We start from the raw sequence: 17,737 nt of genomic DNA, 5'->3' as shown, positions 1-17,737 counted from the left end.
ATGCCGCAGGGGTCGCGCAGGGTGCTGGTCGTCGACGACGACGCGATGATCCGCGAGGTCTCCCAGATGGCGCTCGAGGCGGTGGCCGGCTGGGAGGTGCTCCAGGCCGACGGGGGCTCGACGGCGCTCGTGATCGCGGAGGAGCACCGTCCCGACGCGATCCTGCTCGACGTGATGATGCCGGACATGGACGGTCTCACCACCTTCCGCCGGCTCCAGGAGTCCGAGACCACGCGCGACATCCCCGTCGTGCTGGTGACCGCGAAGGTCCAGTCGGGGCCGCGGCCGGTCTGGGACGGGCTGGCGATCGCGGGCGTGATCCCCAAGCCGTTCGACCCGATGACCCTCGCCGACGAGGTCTCCAGGATGCTCGGCTGGACCTGAGGGCCGGAGCCGGGGCTCGCGGCCGACGCGCCCACGCATCGGGCCGGTCGTCGCAGCCCGGCGCGGGATCCGACAGGATGTGGCAGGTGTCGGTGATGTACGGCGTCCTGCACCGGGTCGTGCCGCCGGTGGCTCGGGCGATCTGGCGTCCGACGGTCACCGGCCTGGAGAACGTGCCCGCGACGGGCCCGGTGATCCTGGCCAGCAACCACCTGAGCTTCGTCGACAGCGTGGTCATCCCGGTCGTGGTGCCCCGCAAGGTGGTCTTCCTCGCGAAGTCGGACTACTTCACCGGCACCGGCGTCAAGGGCGCGCTGTCGCGGGCCTGGTTCGAGGGCCTCGGCATGCTGCCCGTCGACCGCGACGACCGGAAGGCCGCCCTCGCCAGCCTCGACACCGCGCTCGAGGTGCTCGGCCGGGGTGAGGCGTTCGGCATCTACCCCGAGGGGACCCGCTCCCGCGACGGCCGGCTCTACCGCGGCCGCACCGGCGTCGCCCACCTCGCGCTGACCGCCGGGTGCCCCGTGGTCCCCGTCGGGCTGCGCGGCACCGAGAAGGTCCAGCCGGTCGGGTCCAACCGCCCGCGGGTCGTGCCGATCTCGGTGGCGTTCGGGCAGCCCATCGAGGTCGCCGGACGGTACGACGGCGTACCGCCCGGCCGGGCCCGGCGCGAGGTCACCGACGAGATCATGGCCGCCATCCAGGAGCTGTCCGGGCAGGAGCCCGCCGGCGTCTACAACGAGAGGGCGCCCGACGCCTGAACGCCGACCCGCCCAGGTCTCGACACGCTTGCTGCGCAAGCTACTCGACCAACGATCGTCGACAGTCAGCGAGGGACTGGCAGAGGTTGCCGACGGATTGCGGTTCCGTCGGCAGGATCTGCCGTGGCCCGGGCCACGCGCGGACCGCTTGAATCAAGGCCATGGCAATCCGCATCGGCATCGACACCGGCGGCACGTTCACCGACGTCGTGGCCTTCGACGAGGCGACGGGCGAGCTCGTCACCACCAAGACCCCCTCCACCCCCTCGAACCCGGCCGACGGCTTCCTGGCGGGCATCGACAAGGTCCTCGGCCTGATGGGCCTCGGCGACCTCGAGCGGCCCGCACAGGGCGAGCTCATCGACGCCGTCAGCCACGGCACGACCGTCGCCACCAACCAGCTGCTCGAGGGCAAGGTCGACCGGCTCGGCTTCATCACGACCGAGGGCTACGAGGCGATGCTGGAGATCGCCCGGCAGTCCGTGCCGGACGGCTACGGCAACTCCTACTTCTGGGTGAAGCCCGACCGGATCGTCCCGCGCGACCTCGTCAAGGGCGTCGGCGGCCGGCTCGACTTCACCGGTGCGGAGGTGCGCCCGTTCGACGAGGACGGCGCCCGCACCGTCGCCCGCTGGTTCCGCGACCGCGGCATCACCACGCTGGGCGTCTGCTTCCTCCACGCCTACGCCAACCCCGACCACGAGCAGCGGATGCGCGAGATCCTCGCCGAGGAACACCCCGCCGCCGTCGTGTCGCTGTCCAGCGAGGTGCTGCGCGAGTACCGCGAGTACGAGCGGGCGATGACCACCCTCGTCGACGCGGCCGTCAAGCCGCGCCTCTCGGCGTACGTCAACAACATCAAGACCCGCCTCGCCGAGTACGGCGAGAAGCCGCTGCCGTTCTACGTCATGAAGTCCAACGGCGGCGTGCTCTCGGCCGACGAGGTGGTCCACCAGCCGATCACCACCGTGCTGTCCGGCCCGGCCGCCGGCGCGCTCGGTGCCGCGCTGATCGCGAAGGTCGCCGGCTTCGACAAGGTGCTGACCAGCGACGGCGGCGGCACCTCCACCGACGTCAGCGTCGTCATCGACGGCGAGCCGACGCTCACCACCGAGGGCTCGGTGGGTGCGTTCCCGTCCAAGATCCCGATGATCGACGTCGTCACCGTCGGCGCGGGCGGCGGCTCGATCGCCTGGCTGTCCCCGGAGGGCACCCTCAAGGTCGGCCCGCAGTCGGCGGGCGCCGACCCCGGCCCGCTCTGCTATGGCAAGGGCGGCACCGAGGTCACCATCACCGACGCCCACGTCTACCTCGGCCGGATCCCTCCCCACCTGCTCGGCGGCGAGATCCCGCTCGACGTGCAGGCGGCGAAGGACGGCATCGAGCAGCTCGCCTCCAAGCTGGGGCTGAGCCCCGAGGCGTGCGCCACCGGCATCCTCGAGATCTCCGCGTGGAACCAGGCCAACGCGCTGCGCCAGGTCACCGTCAAGCGAGGCCTCGACGTCCGCGACTTCACGCTGACGACGTTCGGCGGCTCCGGCTCGCTGCTGCTGTGCCGCCTGGTCGACGTGCTCGGCCTGCCGACCGTGCTGGTCCCGCCGAACCCCGGCAACGTCTCGGCGTTCGGCCTGCTCACCGTCGACGTCAAGAACGACTACGTGCAGACCCACGTCTCGCTCGCGGAGAACCTCGACCCGGCCGGCGTCGCCGAGGTGTACGACGGCCTCACCGAGCAGGCCGCGCGGGCCCTCGCGACGGAGGGCTTCGAGCCCGAGGAGCACACCTTCGTCCGCACCGCCGACCTGCGCTACTTCGGCCAGGCGTTCGAGGTGCGGGTCGCCGTGCCCGACGGCCCGGTCGACGCGGACGTCCTCGACGAGGTGGCCCGCCGCTTCCACGCCGAGCACCGCGCGCTCTACGGCTACGACTTCGCCGGCGACGACTCGCAGCAGGTCGAGTGGGTCAACCTGCGGGTCTCGGGCATCGGCCCGATCCAGCGCCCCGACATCAAGCGCCACGACGTCGAGTCGGGACCTGCTGTGGTCGATTCGGCAGATTCGACCGTCACAACTACCGATTCGACGGTGCGCCGGGTCTGCTTCGACGCGGGCGACGGCTACGTCGACACCCCCGTGCTGTGGCGGCCGGACCTCGCCCCCGGCACCGTCGTCGAGGGCCCGGCGATCATCGAGGAGTTCGGCTCCACGGTGCCGCTGCACCCGGGCTTCAGCGCCCGCATCGACCAGTACCTCAACATCATCGTCACGAGGGAGACCAACTGATGTGCACCTCATCCACCGGCGTGACGGTGACCGCTGCGCCGGAGGCGAACGACGGTGGGAGCCGGCGCGCCCCCACCCAGTTCCCCTTCGGCAGCCTCACCGCCGACGCGGGCGCCAGCGCCGACCCGGTGCTCGTGGAGATCGTGCAGGGCTCGCTCGCGAGCGTCGAGATGGAGGTCGAGACCGCCATCGCCCGCACCTCGCGGAGCCCGATGATCCGCGACGCGCACGACTTCCGCGCCGGCATCCACGACCGGCTGCTGCGCAAGCTCACCGGCCGCTCCTACTCGGCGCTGGTGCACCCGATCGCGCGCGACTTCCCGATCGAGGAGATGCGCGAGGGCGACGTCTTCTTCCACAACGACGTCTACCGCTCCGAGGGCGGCATCGGGCACCTGCCCGACCTGTGCGTCACGGTGCCGGTCTTCGCCGGCCCCGAGGGGGAGCGGCGGGTCGTCGCGTTCGTCCAGGCCTTCGGCCACCACGACGACATCGGCGGCGCCGTCCCCGGCTCGATGCCCTCCAACGCCACCAGCGTCTTCGAGGAGGGCCTGATGGTCCCCCCGATCCGGCTCTGGGACGCCGGCGAGCCCAACCGCGCGGCGCTGGCGATCATGACCCGCAACTCCCGGATGCCCGAGAGCCTCGCCGCCGACCTCGACGCCGAGTGCTCCGCCTGCCTGATGGGTGCGCGCCGGCTCGGCGAGCTGTTCGACCGGTACGGCGTGGAGACCGTCGAGTCCTGCTTCGACGCGATCATCGACCGCACCACCACGACGTACCGGCGCGAGATCCTCTCCAAGATCCCCGTCGGCTCGTGGACCTGGGAGGACTACGCCGAGCACGACGGCGTCGACGACCCCAAGCTGCACACGCAGCGGATCACGCTCACCCGCACGCCCGCCGACGACCCGGAGGGCGAGCGGCTGATCCTGGACTTCGACGGCACCTCGCCGCAGGCGAAGGGCCCGATCAACCACTGCGGCGACTACAGCGACGGCGTCTTCCTCAAGAAGTGGCTGGCGCCGATCCTGCGCAACCTCGCCGACACCCCCGAGCGGATGGCCGAGCTCGACGTCAACGAGGGCATCGTGCCGTTGATCGAGATGCGGTTCCCGCCGCCGGGCACACTGCTGACGCCGGTCTTCCCGGCGCCCACCAACGCCCGCACGTTCGTCATCCTGCGGCTGCTCGGCGTGCTCGCCGGCGTGGTCGCCAAGGCGGTCGACGGCCGGATGCCCGCCGACCAGGAGACGATCCGCTACACCGGCGTCTACGGCGAGGACATGGACGGTCGCCCGTACCTCATGCGCGAGGTGCTCGGCGGCGGCTCCGGCGGCCGCTACTACGCCGACGGCGAGGACACCATCCACGTCGTGCCGGACTCCCGGAACCTGCCCACCGAGTTCACCGAGGCGCGCTTCCCGTTCCGGGTCGAGTCGCTCTCGCTCGCGATGGACTCCGGCGGCCCCGGCCAGTTCCGCGGCGGACTCGGCTACGAGAAGCACATCCGGATGCTCAAGGACGGCCACTTCATGTCGATCGCCGACCGGTCGATCCTGGCGTGCTGGGGCGTCAAGGGCGGCCACGCCGGCAAGCCGTTCGAGGTCACCATCGACCCGGGCGGGCCGAACAAGCGCGAGGTCGACGCCCTCGCCGACGCCGAGCCCGTGAAGGCCGGCGAGGTGATCCGGATCCGGACGACCGGTGGCGGCGGCTGGGGCGACCCGCTCGACCGCGACCCGGCGCTCGTGGTGCGCGACGTCGTGTGGCGCAAGGTCTCCCCGGAGGCGGCGCTCGCCGACTACGGCGTGGTCCTCACCGGGTCGCTCGACGACGACTCGCTGGGCTTCGACGAGGCCGCGACCGTGGCCGAGCGGGGCTCCCGTGAGCGGTCGGCCGAGGCGTTCTTCCACCGCGGCCCGGGCTACGCCCGGCTCGCCGACGGGGCCCTCTACGCCGGCGTCGACGTGCTGTGACCTGGGTGGATCGGGGCTGAGCGCGTGACGGTCACCGGGACGGACCTGGTCCACCTGCGGCGCTGCGTCGACCTGGCGCGAGAGGCGCTGGAGGACGGCGACGAGCCGTTCGGGTCGGTGCTCGTCGACGCCGACGGCCGGGTGCGGTTCGAGGACCGCAACCGGGTGAAGGACGGTGACCACACCCGCCACCCCGAGCTCGCGATCGCCCGCTGGGCTGCCGCCCACCTCGACCCCGGGGAGCGGGCGGCGGCCACGGTCTACACCTCGGGCGAGCACTGCCCGATGTGCGCGGCCGCCCACGGCTGGGTAGGCCTCGGCCGCATCGTGTACGCCGCCTCCACGGCGCAGCTGCGCGGCTGGCTCGACGACTGGGGCGTCGACCCCGGCCGGGTGGCGCCGCTGCCGGTGACCGAGGTGGCGCCCGGCGTGCCGGTCGACGGTCCGGTCCCGGAGCTGGCCGCCGAGGTGCGCGAGCTGCACCGCCGGCTCGTCGAACGGTCCCGGGCATGAGCGCGCGGGTGGCCGTCGTCGGCGGGTCCGGCAAGACCGGCCGGGCGGTCTCCGCGGCGCTGGCCGACCTCGGCGCGTCCCCGCGGCCGCTGGGGCGGGCCGACTGGGCCGACCTGGCCGGTGCGGTCGCCGGCTGCGACGCGGCGTACGTCATCGCACCCAACCTGCACCCCGACGAGCCGGCGTACGTCTCGGAGGTGCTCGAGGCCCTCCGCGCCGCCGGCGTACCACGGGTGGTCCTGCACTCGGTGGCGTCGCCGTACGCGCCGGACATGCCGCACCACCTCGGCAAGGCGCGGGCGGAGGACCTGGTGCGCCGCTCCGGGCTCGTCTGGGCGGTGCTGCAGCCCGGCGCCTACCTGCGGAACCTGCCGCTCGACGGGTCGCCGATGACCGTCGCCTACCGGGCGGACGCGCCGTTCGGGTTCGCCCACCTGCCCGACCTCGGCGAGGCCGCGGCGAGGGTGCTGCTCGGGCTGCTGGACGGGGAGCACGACGGGGCGACGTACGAGCTGGCCTCGCTCCGCGCCACCGTCGCTGAGGTGGCGGCCGCTGCCGGGGCGGAGGTGCAGGTCGTCAGTCCGGAGGAGTGGGCCGCGACCGCCGGCGCCGCCCTCGAGCCGCGCGAGCGCGACTGGCTGCGCGCGATGTTCGACTACTACGACCGCCACGGGCTCCCCGTCGGCACGCTCCCGATGGCGGCCCTGCTCGGGCGCCCGCCGACGGGTCTGGGCCAGGCGGTCCGGCCCGGTCCTTGAACCGGACGACACGCCCGCGCACGATGGAAGACGGGGCCCTGAATCCACCGAGGTGAGGCCCATGACCACCGTCGACGCGCTGCGCGGCACCGTGCAGCACACCCACGAGAACCTCTCGGACCGGCTCGCCGACGCGAGCACCCGGGTGGTGACGCCGGGACAGCCGCGCAAGGGCTACGAGGCGATCGACACCTTCCTGGCGATCGCGAGCAAGCACCTCTCCGCGGTCGACGAGGTGCTGCTGCCGGTGGCGCGCAAGCAGCTTCCCGGAGGGGCCGCTGCGGTCCACGACTACCTGGCCGCCGCCCGCGACCTCGAGGTCGTGCTGGCGCACGTGAAGGCCCGCGCGTACGGCTCGGTGTTCGAGACCGGCTTCCACTGGGACGACGTCTGGGCGGACGTCGAGACCGCCCTGGACCACCAGCAGGACAGCGAGGCCCACCTCGCCGATCAGCTCTCGGGCGTCCTCGACGACCGCGAGCTCGACGAGCTGACCGAGCGGCTGCACGCCGCGGAGTCCCACGCGCCTACCCGGCCCCACCCCTACGCCCCGCACACCGGCTTCCCCGGCCTGGTGGCCCGCAAGGTGCTGCACGTCGTCGACGCCTTCTGGGACACCGTCGAGGGCCGGATGGCGCCGAGCCCGGCGCGCCCGAAGCGCAAGAAGCCGGGCCTCGTCGCGCAGTACTTCCTCGCCGACCCCCGCTTCGACGAGGAGGAGGACTCCGTCGCCCGCTGACCCCTCTCACGGCGGTACGGCGGCGACCCACGGTGGTCGAGCACGTCGAGACCCGGCGAGGGAAGGCCGGGCAGCGATCCGCGCCCCACTTGTGCGCAAACGCAGCCCTCGCGCGGCTCCCGACCTGCGGATGCGCACAACTGGACGCCGCCCGCCGGTCGAGCCCGTCGAGACCCGGCGAGGGAAGGCAGGGCAGCGACCCAACGGTGGTCGAGCTCGTCGAGACCCCCGGGTTGGCAACTCCTGCCAGCACATCCGGGTCGCCTTGGGCGGATCTGGCGGTGCCCAGGGTGTAGCGCAGGTCACTAGGTTCGACGCATGAAGGTGCTGCTCGCGCTCGGCGGAAACGCCATGACCAATGCCGAAGGCCGCGCCCGCGTCGAGGACCAGGTCGCCGCGGCCAAGGTGGCGATGGCCGCCGTCGCCGACCTGCTGCAGCAGCAGGTCGACGTGGTGCTCACCCACGGCAACGGCCCCCAGGTCGGCAACCTCCTCGTCAAGAACGAGCTCGCCGCCAACGTCGTCCCGCCGGTGCCGCTCGACTGGTGCGGCGCCCAGACGCAGGGGACGCTCGGCTTCACGCTGATGAACGCGCTGGACGAGGCGCTCGCGGCCCGCGGCCTCGACCGGCGTACGGCGACCGTGGTGACCCGCACCCGCGTCGACGCCGACGACCCCGGCTTCACCGAGCCGACCAAGCCGATCGGCCGGTTCCTGCCGGCCGAGGAGGCGGCCGTCCTCGTCGAGCACGGCGAGACCTGGGAGGACCGCGGCGAGAAGGGCTGGCGCCGGCTGGTCGCCTCCCCGGAGCCGCTCGAGATCGTCGACGCACCCGCCGTGCGCGCCCTCGTCGAGGCCGGCTTCGTGGTGGTCGCCAACGGCGGCGGCGGCATCCCCGTCGTCCGCGGCGCCGACGGGACGCTGCGCGGCGTGGAGGCCGTCATCGACAAGGACCTCGGCGCGGCGCTGCTGGCGGCGTCCGTCGACGCCGACGTGCTCGTGGTCGCGACCGACGTCCCGCAGGCGGTCCTCCGCTTCGGCACGCCCGAGGCCGAGCCGCTCGGCACGGTCACCGTCGGCCAGCTGCGCCGGTACGCCGACGAGGGCCACTTCGCCAGCGGCTCGATGGGCCCCAAGGTCGACGCCGCCTGTCGTTTCGTCGAGCAGGGTGGCAGCCGGTCCGTCATCACCAGCCTCGACCAGATCAAGGCCGCGGTCACCGGCGACTCCGGCACCGTCGTCGTCCCCGACTGACACCCGACCCGAACACCCGACGCGAACACCCGACCCGAACACCCGACCCGGTCAGTCCAACCGGACCGGGTCCCACCGAAAGGAGCCGCAGTGCCCTCAGCCATCGAAGTCCGCAAGGTCCCGATCCACTCGGTCGCCGACGCCTCGGAGCTCGCGAAGCTCATCGACGACGGCGTCATGGAGGCCCACCGGGTCATCGCCATCATCGGCAAGACCGAGGGCAACGGCGGGGTCAACGACTACACGCGGATCATCGCCGACCGCGCGTTCCGCGAGGTCCTCATCGAGAAGGGCGCCCCGGCCGACCAGGTCAAGGAGATCCCGATCGTGTGGTCGGGCGGCACGGACGGCGTCATCAGCCCCCACGCCACGATCTTCGCGACCACCGACGCCGAGCCCACCGACGACCCGCGGCTCACCGTCGGCTTCGCCATGAGTGAGCAGCTGCTGCCCGAGGAGATCGGCCGCACCCCGATGATCTCCAAGGTCGCCGACGCGGTGAAGGTGGCGATGGAGCGCGCCGGCATCACCGACCCCGCCGACGTCCACTACGTGCAGACCAAGACCCCGCTGCTCACGATCCACACCATCCGCGACGCCAAGTCGCGCGGCAAGACCGTGTGGACCGAGCACACCCACGAGTCGATGGACCTCTCCAACGGCGTCACCGCGCTCGGCATCGCCGTCGCGCTGGGCGAGATCGAGATGCCCTCCGACGAGGACGTCATGCACAACCGCGACCTGTACTCCGCCGTCGCGTCCTGCTCCTCGGGCGTCGAGCTCGACCAGGCGCAGGTCGTCGTGGTCGGCAACGCGACCGGCGTCGGCGGCCGTTACCGGATCGGCCACTCGGTCATGAAGGACGCGCTCGACCAGGACGGCATCTGGGACGCCATCCGCTCCGCAGGCCTCGACCTGCCCGAGCGGCCGCACACCAGCGACCTCGACGGCCGGCTCGTCAACGTCTTCCTCAAGTGCGAGGCGTCGCAGGACGGCGAGGTCCGGGGCCGCCGCAACGCGATGCTCGACGACTCCGACGTCCACTGGCACCGCCAGATCAAGGCGTGCGTCGGCGGCGTCACCGCAGCCGTGACCGGCGACCCGGCCGTGTTCGTGTCGGTCTCCGCCGCCCACCAGGGCCCCGAGGGCGGCGGCCCGGTCGCGGCGATCGTGGACCTGGGCTGACCCACCCCCGGAGGGTTCAGTCCGGGCGGCCGGCCCGGGACCAGCTGGTCCCGGGCCGGTCGTGCTGTCAGGACACGGTCCGGCCGGTGTACGACGCCAGCCGGGCGTAGGCGTCCGCGCCGTGCGGCGGGCGCTGCTCCGGGCCGAACGCGTCGCCGCGGTTCTCGGCCGTCAGCGTCGCCGTCATGAACGCGAGGGCCCGCTCGGCGACCTCGGCGTCGAGCTGACCGACCGGGTAGCCGACGGCTGTGGCGAGGTCCCACGTGTGGACCGCGAACTCGGCCGTCTGCCAGTCGACCGCGCCCGGGTCCTCCGGGTCGCCCTGCTGGTGCCAGTGGTGGATGAGGTCGTCGCCGGCGGACCGGAACGTGGCTGCGGGGTAGAGGACCCGCTCCGGCTCCCCGGTCCACGCCGGCCGCCCGCCCCTGGCCATCTCGAGGAAGTGGCGCGGGTCGGCGACCAGGTGGGAGACGAGCCGGCCGACGTCCCAGTCGGCGCACGGCGTGGGCTGGTCGAGCTGGTCCTCGTGGACGGCGGCGATGACGTCGCCGGCCTGGTCGAGGGCCCTGGACAGCAGGACCACGGACTGGTGGGTGTCGGTCTGGGTGCTCATGACGTCCTCCTCACCGCCACCGTAGGTCGGCGCCGGTGGCGCGAGAAGGGACGCTAGGCCCTAGCTGCCGGGACCCGCTCCCGGTCGGACGCCGGCTCGCCGAGGGCGCCTCGGCCGGGGTGTCGGCGGCTGATGATCGAATGTCCGCCATGACCGCGACGACGTACCGCCTCGTGCCGCACGCCGCCGGTCCGGGGGTGCCGGTGCTCGACGAGCACCAGCAGCAGGTGGTGGACCACCCGGGCGGGCCGCTGCTCGTGCTCGCCGGGCCCGGCACCGGCAAGACCACGACCCTGGTCGAGGCGATCGCCGAGCGCATCGAGGGCCGCGGCTCGCGGCCCGACCAGGTGCTGGCGCTGACCTTCTCCCGCAAGGCCGCCGAGCAGCTGCGCGACCGGGTCACCGCGCGGGTCGGCCGGACCATGTCCACGGCGATGTGCTCGACGTTCCACTCCTTCGCCTACGCCCTGATCCGGCGCTACGCCCCGGCCGAGCTCTACGAGGCGCCGCTGCGGCTGCTGAGCGCCCCCGAGCAGGACGTCGTGCTGCGCGAGCTGCTCCACGACCACCCCGAGGCGGTCACGTGGCCCGACTCGCTGGCCCGCGCCCTCGGCACCCGCGGCTTCGCCCGTGAGGTCCACGCCGTGCTGTCGCGCGCCCGCGAGAAGGGGCTCGACGGCGGCGCGCTGCGCGCCCTCGGCGAGGAGGAGGGGCTGCCGGAGCTGGTCGCCGCCGGCGTCTTCCTCGACCAGTACCTCACCAACCTCGACTCCCAGGGCGCCACCGACTACGCCGACCTGATCCGCCGGGCCACCCTCGAGGCCGAGGCCCACCGCGACGAGGTGCGTGCCCGGTTCCGCCACGTCTTCGTCGACGAGTACCAGGACACCGACCCCGGCCAGGTCGCGCTGCTGCGGGCGCTGGCGGGCGACGGCCGCGACCTCACGGTGGTCGGCGACCCCCACCAGTCGATCTACGGCTTCCGGGGCGCCGACGTGCGCGGCATCCTCGACTTCCCCGCCGCCTTCCGACACCTCGACGGCCGGCCGGCCGACGTCGTGGCGCTGCGCACCACCCGGCGGTTCGGTCCCCGGCTGCTGGTGGCCTCGCAGCGGATCGCGGGCCGGCTCGCCCTGCCCGGCTCGATTCCGGCCGAGGCGCGCGCTGCGTTCCTCGACCCGGTCGCCGACGCCGGCGGGCTGGGGGAGGGCCGCGTCCACGTCCGCACCTTCGACACCGAGCGGGCCGAGGCCGAGCACCTCGCCGACCTGCTGCGCCGCGCCCACCTCGAGGACGGCATCGCGTGGGACGAGATGGCCGTGCTGGTCCGCTCGGGCCGCGGCTCGATCCCGCCCCTGCGCCGGGCGCTGGGCGCCGCCGGCGTGCCGGTCGAGGTGGCCCGCGACGAGGTGCCGCTGGTGCGCGACCCGGCGGTGCTGCCGCTGCTCGAGGGGCTGCGCGCGGTGCTCAACCTCGACAACCACGACCCCGACCACGTCGACCACCTCGACGCGGGCCGGGTCGAGGCGCTGCTGCTGAGCCCGCTCGGCGGGCTCGACGCCGGCGACCTGCGCCGGCTGTCGCGGCTGCTGCGTGCCCGCGAGAAGGCTGCGGCGCAGGCGGAGGGGCGCAGCCCCCGGTCCTCCCGCGACCTGGTGCGCCGGGCGGTGACCGAGGACGGCTTCCTCGACGGCCTCGACGGGCCTGAGGCCGGTCGCGCCCGGGCCCTGGTGCAGCTGCTTCGCGACACCCGCGCCGAGCTGGCGTCCGGCGCCACCGCCGAGGAGGCACTGTGGCTGCTGTGGTCGCGCACCTCGTGGCCCGAGCGGCTGCGCCGCGCCGTCGACGCCGGCGGGGGAGCGGCCCGCCGGGCCCACCGCGACCTCGACGCCGTCTGCGCGCTGTTCGACGTGGCCGCCCGCGCCGAGGAGCAGCGCGACCACCTCGGCGTCCGCACCTTCCTTGCCGGCCTCGTCGCCCAGCAGATCCCGGCCGACACGCTCGCCGACCGGGGCGCCCGCGGTGCGGCGGTGCGGCTGCTCACCGCCCACCGCTCCAAGGGCCTCGAGTGGCGGCTCGTGGTCGTCGCCCACGTCCAGCAGGACGCCTGGCCGGACCTGCGCCGGCGGTCCACGCTGCTCCAGGCCGACCGCATCGGCACCGACGGCGTCGTGCCGCCGGTCAGCAGCCGCGAGCTGCTGCTCGAGGAGCGGCGGCTCTTCTACGTCGCCTGCACCCGCGCCCGGCAGCGGCTGGTCGTCACCGCGGTCAAGTCCGCCGACGACGAGGGCGAGCAGCCGTCCCGGTTCCTCGACGAGCTCGGCGTCAGCGTCGAGCACGTCGTCGGCCGGCCGCTCCGGCCGCTCTCCATGCCCGGCCTCGTCGCCGAGCTGCGGCGCACCCTCGCCGACCCGGCCACGAGCGAGCCGCTGCGCGACGCGGCGGCCCGCCGGCTGGCCCGGCTGGCGCGCGAGACCGCCGGTCAGCGGGCGCTGGTCCCGGCCGCCGACCCGTCCACCTGGTGGGGGACCCGCGCGGCCAGCCGCTCCCTGCAGCCGCTGCGCGACCCCGACCAGCCGGTCCCGGTCTCGGCGAGCGTGCTCGACCAGATGCAGGTCTGCCCGACCCAGTGGTTCCTCGAGCGCGAGGCCGGCGGCGCCTCCCGGGCCCACCAGTCCGCCAACCTCGGCGAGCTCGTCCACGCCCTCGCGCAGCGGGTCGCCGAGGGCGAGCTCGACGCGGGCCCCGACGACGTCGACCGGCTCATGGAGCACGTCGACCGGGTCTGGGACCGGCTGGAGTTCCGCACGCCGTGGTCGAAGGCCCGCGAGCACGAGCGGGTCCGCGAGGCGCTCGACCGCTTCCTCCGCTGGCACCACGCCAACCCCCGCCGCGTGCTGGCCACCGAGCAGCGGTTCAGCACCGTCATCGAGCTGGAGGACGGCGAGCGGGTGACGCTCACCGGGTACGCCGACCGGCTCGAGCTCGACGCCGAGGGCCGGGTGGTGGTCGTCGACCTCAAGACCGGCCGCCGGGCGCCCTCCCACAAGTCGGTCGAGGGCCACCTCCAGCTCGGCCTCTACCAGTACGCCGTCGACCGTGGCGCCGTCGACGAGGTCGCCACCCCGGTGACCGGCGAGCCCGCGGCCGCCGGCGGCGCCGAGCTGGTGCAGCTCGGCCTGGTCGACGGTCCCGACTCGGCGGTGGTGCAGCCGCAGCCGCCGCAGCCCGACGACGGCACCGGCCGCGAGGCGCTGCGCGAGCAGCTCGCCCGCACCGCCTCGCTGCTGCGTGCCGAGTCCTTCCCCGCCGTCGCCGGCCAGCACTGCCGCGACTGCAGCTTCGTGCCCCTCTGCCCCGTCAAGAGCGCCGGACCGGTGATCAGCCAGTGACCCAGCCAGTGACAGAGACGACCAGCCCCGCAGCCGCGACCGGCCAGGCCACCGACGGCCGGCCGGCGGTGCGCCTCGACACCCCCGAGGACCTCGCCCGGGTGATGCGGACCCCCTACGCCCCCAGCGAGCAGCAGTGGGCCGCCATCTCGGCGCCGCTGTCGCCGGCCGTCGTGATCGCCGGCGCCGGCTCCGGCAAGACCACGCTGATGGCCGCCCGGGTCGTCTACCTCGTCGTCACCGGCCAGGTCCGCCCCGACCAGGTGCTCGGGCTGACCTTCACCACGAAGGCCGCCAGCGAGCTGCGGCAGCGGATCCGCGAGGCGCTGCGCACTGCCGGGGCGCTCGAGGCGCGCGACGCCGACGACGACGTGCTCGAGCCGACCGTCGCCACCTACAACGCCTACGCGGCCGGCCTGCTCACCGACCACGGCCTGCGGATCGGCCACGAGCCCGACACCCGCGTGATCACCGACGCCGCCCGCTACCAGCTCGGCGCCCGCGCGGTCGACCGCTACACCGGCGAGGTCCGCCACCTCACCGACCACCCCGAGACCGCCATCCAGAACCTCCTCGCGCTCGACAGCGCCATGTCCGAGCACCTCGTCTCCGCCGCCGACGTGCGCCGGGTCGACGACGAGGCGCGGCGCGGGTTCGAGTGGGCGCTCGCCGAGGAGGTCGCCGGCAAGAACCGCAAGGGGCACCGCGACGCCGTCGAGAAGGCCATCTCCGCGATCGACCGCCGCGCGGAGCTGCTCGGCCTGGTCGAGGCCTACCGCCGCCTCAAGCGCGACCTCGGCCTGATGGACTTCTCCGACCAGATCGAGCTCGGCGCCCGGCTCGCCGACGAGCAGCCCGACGTCGGCGCGGTGGAGCGGGAGCGGTTCCGGGTCGTCCTCCTCGACGAGTACCAGGACACCTCCGTCGCGCAGGCCATCATGCTGTCGCGGCTCTTCTCCGGCCCCGACCCGGCGCGCGGCCGCGGCCACGCGGTCACCGCCGTCGGCGACCCCAACCAGGCGATCTACGGCTGGCGCGGGGCGTCGGTCTCCAACATCCTCAACTTCTCCGAGACCTTCCCGGCCGCCGACGGCGGTCCGGTCCCCATCCACCCCCTCACCGTCAACCGCCGCTCCGACCGGCGGATCCTCGAGGTCGCCAACCGGCTGGCGGCGCCGCTGCTGGAGAAGTACGACCAGGTCGCCCCGCTCGAGCCCGCGCCCGGCGCCGAGGCCGGCGCGGTCACCGCGCGGGTCTTCGAGACCCACGCCGACGAGCTCGCCTGGCTGGCCGAGGAGGTGAGGGCGACCCGCACCCGGCTCGCCGCCGCCGACCCCGACAAGCCCGCCTGGTCGAAGATCGGCGTGCTGACCCGCGACAACGCCCACGCCGAGGACGTCTTCGACGCCCTGACCGGCGCCGGGATCCCGGTGGAGATCGTCGGCCTCTCCGGCCTGCTGCGGCTGCCCGAGGTAGCCGAGGTCGTCGCGGTCCTCCACCTGCTCCACGACGTCACCGCCAACGCCGCGCTGCTCACGCTGCTGTCCGGGCCGCGGTGGGCGATCGGCCCCCGCGACCTGCGGCTGCTGAGCCGCCGCGCCGCGGAGATCGCGGGCCACCAGGTCCGCGGCACCGACCTCGGCTCCGTCGACGACCACCTGCTGGCGGTGGCCGACGGCGTCGACCCCGCCGAGATCGCCTGCCTCGACGACGCGCTCGCCGACCCCGGCGACGCGCCGTACTCCCCGGAGGCGCTGGAGCGGTTCGGCCTGCTGGCCGGCGAGCTGCGGATGCTGCGCGGCTACGTCGGCGAGCCGCTTCTCGACACGGTCCGGCGCATCATCGACACCACCGGCGCCGACGTCGAGCTGGCCTCCGCCGTCAGCCCGGCCGCCGCCGCCCGCCGCGACAACCTCGACCTCTTCGTGAAGGCAGTCGCGGAGTTCCAGGCCGTCGACGGCGACGTGACGCTGCCGGCGCTGCTGGCCTACCTCACCGCCGAGGACGACCAGGGCAACGGCCTCGACGTCGCCACCCCGACCGAGGCCGACTCGGTGAAGCTGCTGACGGTCCACCGCTCCAAGGGCCTCGAGTGGGACGGCGTCTTCCTGGTCGGCGTCTGCGAGAGCCGGTTCCCCTCCGGCCGCTCCCGCACGCTGTGGGTCTCCTCGCCGTCGATCCTCCCCGCACCGCTGCGCGGCGACGCCCACGACCTGCCCCAGCTGCACGGCTTCGACAAGGACGCCCTCGAGACCTACCGCCAGGACACCCGCGCCCACGACGCCGAGGAGGAGCTCCGCCTCGGGTACGTCGCCTTCACGCGGGCCGCCCACCGGCTGTCGGTCACCTCCTACTGCTGGACGCCGCGCGCCACGCCGTTCGGCCCCTCCGCCTACCAGGCGGTGGTCCGCGACCAGCTCGCCGAGTGGGGCGAGCCGTGCGAGCACTGGCTCGACAAGCCGGCCAAGGGCGACCCCAACCCCTACGCAGCGGTCGACCCGTCGAAGCCGTGGCCGGCCACCGGCACCGGCCGCGAGGCCGAGCTGCGGATCGAGGCGGCCCGGCGCGTGGCGGAGGCCGACCCGGACGCCGGTGACACCGGCCTCGACATGATCGAGACGGCCGTGGTGTCCGAGTGGGACACCGAGCTCGACCGGCTGCTCGAGGAGGCGCGGCGCGACCGCAGCGGCGACGTGGCGGTCGAGCTCCCCAGCAGCCTGTCCGCGACCGCCGTGGCCCGGCTGCGCGACGACCCCGACGGCTTCGCCCGCGAGCTGGCCCGGCCGATGCCGCGGACGCCGTCGTCCGCGGCCCGCTTCGGCACCCGCTTCCACGCCTGGGTGGAGGCCCGCTTCGGCCAGCAGGACCTCTTCGACTACGACGAGCTGCCCGGCCGGGCCGACGCCGGGATCGACGACGACACCGACCTCAAGGAGCTGATCGCAACCTTCGAGCAGGGTCCGTTCGCCCACCGGGTGCCCCACCAGGTCGAGGCACCGTTCGCGCTGGTGCTCGACGGGCAGGTCGTCCGCGGCCGCATCGACGCCGTCTATGCCGAGCGCGTCGACGGCGAGGTGCACTTCCTCGTCGTCGACTGGAAGACCAACCGGACCGCCAGCGCCGACCCGCTGCAGCTCGCCCTCTACCGGCTGGCCTGGGCGGAGCTCGCCGAGGTGCCGCTCGAGCGTGTCCGGGCCGCGTTCTACTACGTCCGCACCGGGCAGCTCGTCGAGCCGGCCGACCTGCCCGGCCGGGACGAGCTCACCCGGCTGATGGCGGTCGGGCCGTGAGCTGGCAGGGCCTGCTCGACCTCGACGACTGGCGGACCCGGCTGGCGGTTGAGGGTCGGTTCGAGATCGCGGTGCGGCGCTGGCCGGCGCTGCTGCTGGGACTCTTCGGTGCGTCGCTCGGACCGCTGATGGTCTGGGCCGCCGTCCTCGGGTTCGCCGACTCCGAGGGCGTGCTCGTCGCCGGAGTGTGCGCCTGCTCCGGTGCACTGCTGGCCCTGAGTGGCCTGCGGCTGCTGGCCCACTGCCTGCGGCCCGGGCCGGTGCTCGTGGTCCGCCCCGACGGGCTGGAGCTCACCAGGCTGAAGCTCCGTGTCCCGTGGTCGGGGATCAGCGACGTCACGGCGCGCCGCTACGGCTACCACGTCGTCGTTGTCGAGGTGCGGCTCGAGGCCGCCTTCCGCGACCACGTGCTCCGGGAGCGGCCGGTCCCGTGGCACACCCGCCTGCGGCGCAGCAGGCGGTGGTTGACGTTGCCGTGGCCGCTGGCCGCCGACGTCCCCTGCCTCGTCGAGCTCCTCGACGAGCTCCGTGGGCAGGCGCGCCGCTGAGTCAGCCGCCACCGGACGGCTCGTCGAGCCGGCCGGCCC

13 protein-coding genes are annotated in these 17,737 nt (G+C 74.1%); 12 read left to right on the top strand and 1 reads right to left on the bottom strand.

Going from position 1 to position 17,737, the window contains the following annotated elements:
• The 9 genes from ACFP2E_RS12935 (at nt 1) to ACFP2E_RS12895 (ending at nt 9,855) form a co-directional block, all read left to right on the top strand.
• On the top strand, nt 1-384 hold the full coding sequence (locus ACFP2E_RS12935; protein ID WP_378523570.1) for a response regulator: 384 nt from the start codon (nt 1-3) through the stop codon (nt 382-384).
• A 95-nt stretch (nt 385-479) separates the two neighbouring features.
• Complete coding sequence (locus tag ACFP2E_RS12930) at nt 480-1,145, top strand: lysophospholipid acyltransferase family protein (RefSeq protein WP_378523643.1); 666 nt, start codon at nt 480-482, stop codon at nt 1,143-1,145.
• A 161-nt stretch (nt 1,146-1,306) separates the two neighbouring features.
• On the top strand, nt 1,307-3,427 hold the full coding sequence (locus tag ACFP2E_RS12925) for a hydantoinase/oxoprolinase family protein (protein WP_378523569.1): 2,121 nt from the start codon (nt 1,307-1,309) through the stop codon (nt 3,425-3,427).
• On the top strand, nt 3,427-5,406 hold the full coding sequence (locus ACFP2E_RS12920; protein WP_378523568.1) for a hydantoinase B/oxoprolinase family protein: 1,980 nt from the start codon (nt 3,427-3,429) through the stop codon (nt 5,404-5,406). The genes ACFP2E_RS12925 and ACFP2E_RS12920 overlap by 1 nt, the downstream gene beginning before the upstream one ends.
• Before the next feature lie 24 nt (nt 5,407-5,430).
• Nucleotides 5,431-5,919 (top strand): nucleoside deaminase, encoded by a 489-nt coding sequence (locus tag ACFP2E_RS12915; RefSeq protein ID WP_378523567.1) that lies wholly within the window; start codon nt 5,431-5,433, stop codon nt 5,917-5,919.
• Entirely contained in the window at nt 5,916-6,677 is a 762-nt protein-coding gene (locus ACFP2E_RS12910; RefSeq protein ID WP_378523566.1) for an SDR family oxidoreductase, read from the top strand. The genes ACFP2E_RS12915 and ACFP2E_RS12910 overlap by 4 nt, the downstream gene beginning before the upstream one ends.
• Nucleotides 6,678-6,738: 61 nt before the next feature.
• Complete coding sequence (locus tag ACFP2E_RS12905; RefSeq protein WP_378523565.1) at nt 6,739-7,416, top strand: hypothetical protein; 678 nt, start codon at nt 6,739-6,741, stop codon at nt 7,414-7,416.
• Nucleotides 7,417-7,734: 318 nt separating this feature from the next.
• Nucleotides 7,735-8,670, top strand: a complete 936-nt coding sequence (locus ACFP2E_RS12900; RefSeq protein WP_378523564.1) for a carbamate kinase — start codon at nt 7,735-7,737, stop codon at nt 8,668-8,670.
• 90 nt (nt 8,671-8,760) lie between these two features.
• A complete protein-coding gene (locus ACFP2E_RS12895) occupies nt 8,761-9,855 on the top strand; it encodes a ring-opening amidohydrolase (RefSeq protein WP_378523563.1) in 1,095 nt (364 codons plus the stop codon).
• Nucleotides 9,856-9,922: 67 nt separating this feature from the next.
• On the opposite strand, the gene ACFP2E_RS12890 is transcribed toward ACFP2E_RS12895, so the two are convergent.
• A complete protein-coding gene (locus tag ACFP2E_RS12890; RefSeq protein WP_378523562.1) occupies nt 9,923-10,468 on the bottom strand; it encodes a TIGR03086 family metal-binding protein in 546 nt (181 codons plus the stop codon).
• Between the two features lie 149 nt (nt 10,469-10,617).
• Here ACFP2E_RS12890 and ACFP2E_RS12885 point away from each other — a divergent pair, with 149 nt between their 5' ends.
• The 3 genes from ACFP2E_RS12885 to ACFP2E_RS12875 are packed head-to-tail and all read left to right on the top strand — an operon-like array spanning nt 10,618 to nt 17,698.
• Nucleotides 10,618-13,860: an ATP-dependent helicase gene (locus tag ACFP2E_RS12885; protein ID WP_378523561.1), complete on the top strand. Its 3,243-nt coding sequence runs from the start codon at nt 10,618-10,620 to the stop codon at nt 13,858-13,860.
• A complete protein-coding gene (locus tag ACFP2E_RS12880; RefSeq protein ID WP_378523560.1) occupies nt 13,857-17,150 on the top strand; it encodes a UvrD-helicase domain-containing protein in 3,294 nt (1,097 codons plus the stop codon). The genes ACFP2E_RS12885 and ACFP2E_RS12880 overlap by 4 nt, the downstream gene beginning before the upstream one ends.
• Nucleotides 17,147-17,698 carry a hypothetical protein gene (locus ACFP2E_RS12875; RefSeq protein WP_378523559.1) on the top strand — a complete coding sequence of 184 codons (552 nt, stop codon included), beginning with the start codon at nt 17,147-17,149 and terminating at the stop codon, nt 17,696-17,698. Before ACFP2E_RS12880 ends, ACFP2E_RS12875 begins: the two co-directional genes overlap by 4 nt.
• Nucleotides 17,699-17,737: the final 39 nt, after the last annotated feature.

The sequence above is a fragment of the Nocardioides sp. GCM10027114 genome, assembly GCF_042659625.1.
Lineage (GTDB): Bacteria > Actinomycetota > Actinomycetes > Propionibacteriales > Nocardioidaceae > Nocardioides.
Note: the sequence above shows the minus strand (reverse complement) of the source record. Positions and strands in the feature narration are given on the sequence as shown.

What these genes read in the sequence shown, in the direction of transcription:
- ACFP2E_RS12935 (WP_378523570.1), top strand. Translation starts at nt 1, where the DNA reads ATGCCGCAGGGGTCGCGCAGGGTGCTGGTCGTCGACGACGACGCGATG.
- ACFP2E_RS12930 (WP_378523643.1), top strand. Translation starts at nt 480, where the DNA reads ATGTACGGCGTCCTGCACCGGGTCGTGCCGCCGGTGGCTCGGGCGATC.
- ACFP2E_RS12925 (WP_378523569.1), top strand. Translation starts at nt 1,307, where the DNA reads ATGGCAATCCGCATCGGCATCGACACCGGCGGCACGTTCACCGACGTC.
- ACFP2E_RS12920 (WP_378523568.1), top strand. Translation starts at nt 3,427, where the DNA reads ATGTGCACCTCATCCACCGGCGTGACGGTGACCGCTGCGCCGGAGGCG.
- ACFP2E_RS12910 (WP_378523566.1), top strand. Translation starts at nt 5,916, where the DNA reads ATGAGCGCGCGGGTGGCCGTCGTCGGCGGGTCCGGCAAGACCGGCCGG.
- ACFP2E_RS12905 (WP_378523565.1), top strand. Translation starts at nt 6,739, where the DNA reads ATGACCACCGTCGACGCGCTGCGCGGCACCGTGCAGCACACCCACGAG.
- ACFP2E_RS12900 (WP_378523564.1), top strand. Translation starts at nt 7,735, where the DNA reads ATGAAGGTGCTGCTCGCGCTCGGCGGAAACGCCATGACCAATGCCGAA.
- ACFP2E_RS12890 (WP_378523562.1), bottom strand. Translation starts at nt 10,468, where the DNA reads ATGAGCACCCAGACCGACACCCACCAGTCCGTGGTCCTGCTGTCCAGG.
- ACFP2E_RS12885 (WP_378523561.1), top strand. Translation starts at nt 10,618, where the DNA reads ATGACCGCGACGACGTACCGCCTCGTGCCGCACGCCGCCGGTCCGGGG.